Raw genomic sequence first — 2,896 nt, 5'->3', positions numbered from 1 at the left:
CGACCTTCTCGAGGCGAACCGGCGCTTCGCCGACGACTTCCAGCTAGGTGGCTTCGATGGCATCGCGAAGGCCGGCGTCGCCATCGTCACGTGCATGGACTCACGGATCGACCCGTTGGGCATCGTCGGTCTCGAGCCCGGCGACGCGAAGATCTTCCGCAACCCGGGCGGCCGTGTCACCGAGGCGGCCCTCGAGGCTCTCGTGCTCGGTGTCCACCTCCTCAACGTCAGTCGGATCCTCGTCGTGCCACACACCAGGTGCGCCATGACGATGCACACCGAGAACGAGCTGCGACAGCGCATCACCGAGCTGTCCGGCATCGACGCGTCATGGCAGAGCTTCGGCGTCATCGACGACCAGGAGCAGAAGCTCCGCGAGGACCTCGCCAAGGTCCGATCACACCCGCTCATCCCCGAGTCCACGCTGGTCGGCGGCTTCATCTACGACGTCGACACGGGTCTGCTCGAGCCCATCGCCTGACCACGTCGTGAACTGGGCCCTGGGACGGGAGGCAGCACAGCGGCATACGGCGGGTTCCGCTGTGCGTCAGGCGAGTCCGCGGCGCTCGAGGAGGTGGCGCGGGTCGGCGTCCTGGCCCCGGAACTCGCGGTAGGACTCGAGCGGGTCAACGGCGCCGCCGATACCGATGACGTACCGGCGATAGCGGTCGCCGTTGGCGCGCGTGAGCCCACCGTGCTCGGTGAACCACGCCACGGTGTCGGCGTCGAGCACCTCGCTCCAGATGTAGGCGTAGTACTGCGCGTCATAGGCGTAGGCGAAGGCGTGCGCGAAGTACGGCGTGGAGTAGCGGGGCGGCACGAGGGGGTTGGCCAGGCCGACACGCTCGAGCGCCCGCTTCTCGAAGGCGCCCACATCCGTCACCGCGGCTGCCTGCTCGACGTCGAGGGCGTGCCACGCCTGGTCGAGCAAGGCGGCGGCGAGGTACTCGCTCGTCGCAAAACCCTCGCCCCAGGAGCGTGATGCGATGAGCCGGTCGACGAGGTCCTGCGGCATGGGTTCGCCCGTCTCGTGGTGGACCGCGTAGTTCGCGAGCACCTCGGGCCAGAGCATCCACATCTCGTTGACCTGACTCGGGTACTCGACGAAGTCGCGGAAGACGCGGGTCCCCGAGAAGTGCGGGTAGGTGACGCGGGCGAGCAAACCATGGAGCGCGTGGCCGAACTCGTGGAAGAACGTGTTGACCTCGTCGTGGGTGAGCAACGTCGGCTCCCCCTCCGCCGGCTTCGGCACGTTGAGGTTGTTCGTGACGACAGCGTGAGGCTCGTCGAGCAGCGAGGACTGGTGGACCAGGCTGGACATCCATGCGCCGCCCTTCTTCGTGTCCCGGGCGTAGAGATCGAGCAGGTAGAGCCCGATGGGCATGCCGTCTTCACGGACCTCGAAGACCCGGACGTCGGGGTGGTAGCCGGGCAGGTCGGGACGGTCGTGGAAGGTCAGCCCGTAGAGCTTCTCCGCAGCGAAGAAGATCCCGTCGCGAAGCACCCGCTCGGCCTCGAAGTAGGGGCGCATGGCGGCGGTGTCGACGTGGTACCTCGTTGCCCGGACCCGGTTGGAGTAGAAGGCCCAGTCGTGGGCCTCGATCGAGTGGCCGGCCTCGGCCTCGAGGGCAGCCTGCTCCGTCCGCGCATTCGCGGCCGCGGCCCGGGCCATCGGGGCGAGGCGTTCGTGGACGCGGTCGGGCGAGCCGGCGGTGGAGTCGGCGAGCGCCGCCGCCGCGTGGTTCGGGTAGCCGAGCAGTCGGGCCCGCTCGGCTCGGAGCCGGGTGATCTCGAGGACGAGCTCCCTCGTGTCGTGCTCGTTGCCGCGGCTGCCGCGCGCCCGCTGCGCCTCGTGCAGCCGCCGGCGCAGGTCCCGGTTCGTCAGGGAGGCGAGGTGCGGATGGTTGGTCGGCAGGACGAGGCTGATGAGGTAGGAACCGTCGTGCCCGTGCTGCCGGGCTGCCTCCGCGGCGGCGGAGATCTCGCCGTGGGTGAGCCCGTCGAGCTCCGCGACGTCGTCGACGAGCACGGCCAGGTCGTTGGCGTCCGCGAGAAGCTCCCTCTCGAAACGCGTCGTCAGGCCGGCCAGGGTGGCATTGAGCTCGCGCAGGCGGTCCTTGGCGGCATCGTCCAGGGCGGCGCCGGCGACGGTGAACTCGGTGAGGTAGCGCTCGACAAGGTGGCGCGACTCCGGGTCGAGGGCAGCCATCTGGTCGGTGTCGTCGTGGACGACGCGGATCCGCTCGTAGAGGCGCGAGTCGAGGCGGATCGCGTCCTCATGTGCCGCGAGCCGGGGAGCATACTCCTCCTGGATGGCTTGGATGTCCGGCGTCGCGAGCGCGCTCGACGTCCCGAAGAAGGCGCTGCTGGCACGGGAGAGGAGCCTCCCGGCGCGCTCGAGGGCGACGAGCGTGTTCTCGAAGGTCGGCGGGTCATCGGACGAGGCAATGGCCTCGACCTCGGCGAGGTGCTCCGCCATGCCCCGGTCGAAGGCAGGGCCGTAGTGCTCGGGGCGGATCTCGTCGAAGGGTGGGAGGGAGAAGGGCAAGGTGCTCGGGGTCGCGAGCGGGTTCGAGACGAGGGTGCTGTCGGCCATCTGCCGAGACTATGCGGTCCGGCAGTGCCCCCCGAAGGCGGGGTTGAGGTCAGCGGGACGCCCGGAGGTGGCCCGATGTGCCATCGACCCGACAGGCTCGGTGACCTGCTACAGGGACAGCTCGGCCTTGACGACGTCGACGAGGCGCCCTGCGATGAGCTGGGCCTGGCCCACGTCCTCCGCCTCGACCATGACCCGTACGACCGGCTCCGTGCCGGACTTGCGCAGCAGCACCCGGCCGGTCGTGCCGAGCTCTGACTCGGCAGCACTCACCGCCTCGGCGATGGCCGAGCACGCCTC

Annotated in this window: 2 protein-coding genes and 1 pseudogene; 1 reads left to right on the top strand and 2 read right to left on the bottom strand. The window is 69.6% G+C overall.

Features of this window, described 5'->3' with window-relative positions:
• Window positions 1-481, top strand: a 481-nt coding sequence (locus LOY02_RS18915; protein WP_317183912.1) for a carbonic anhydrase, incomplete at its 5' end; no start/stop codon positions are given.
• A gap of 66 nt (window positions 482-547) precedes the next feature.
• On the opposite strand, the gene LOY02_RS18910 is transcribed toward LOY02_RS18915, so the two are convergent.
• Window positions 548-2,596 carry a M3 family metallopeptidase gene (locus LOY02_RS18910; protein ID WP_317183911.1) on the bottom strand — a complete coding sequence of 683 codons (2,049 nt, stop codon included), beginning with the start codon at window positions 2,594-2,596 and terminating at the stop codon, window positions 548-550.
• A gap of 108 nt (window positions 2,597-2,704) precedes the next feature.
• Window positions 2,705-2,896, bottom strand: a pseudogene (locus LOY02_RS18905) (phosphoglucosamine mutase); the annotation flags it as partial.

It is taken from the genome of Intrasporangium sp. (assembly GCF_032907665.1).
Lineage (GTDB): Bacteria > Actinomycetota > Actinomycetes > Actinomycetales > Dermatophilaceae > Intrasporangium.
This window is presented reverse-complemented; position numbering and strand designations above follow the sequence as displayed.

Coding starts and splice junctions, on each gene's coding strand:
- LOY02_RS18910 (WP_317183911.1), bottom strand. CDS start 2,596: ATGGCCGACAGCACCCTCGTCTCGAACCCGCTCGCGACCCCGAGCACC.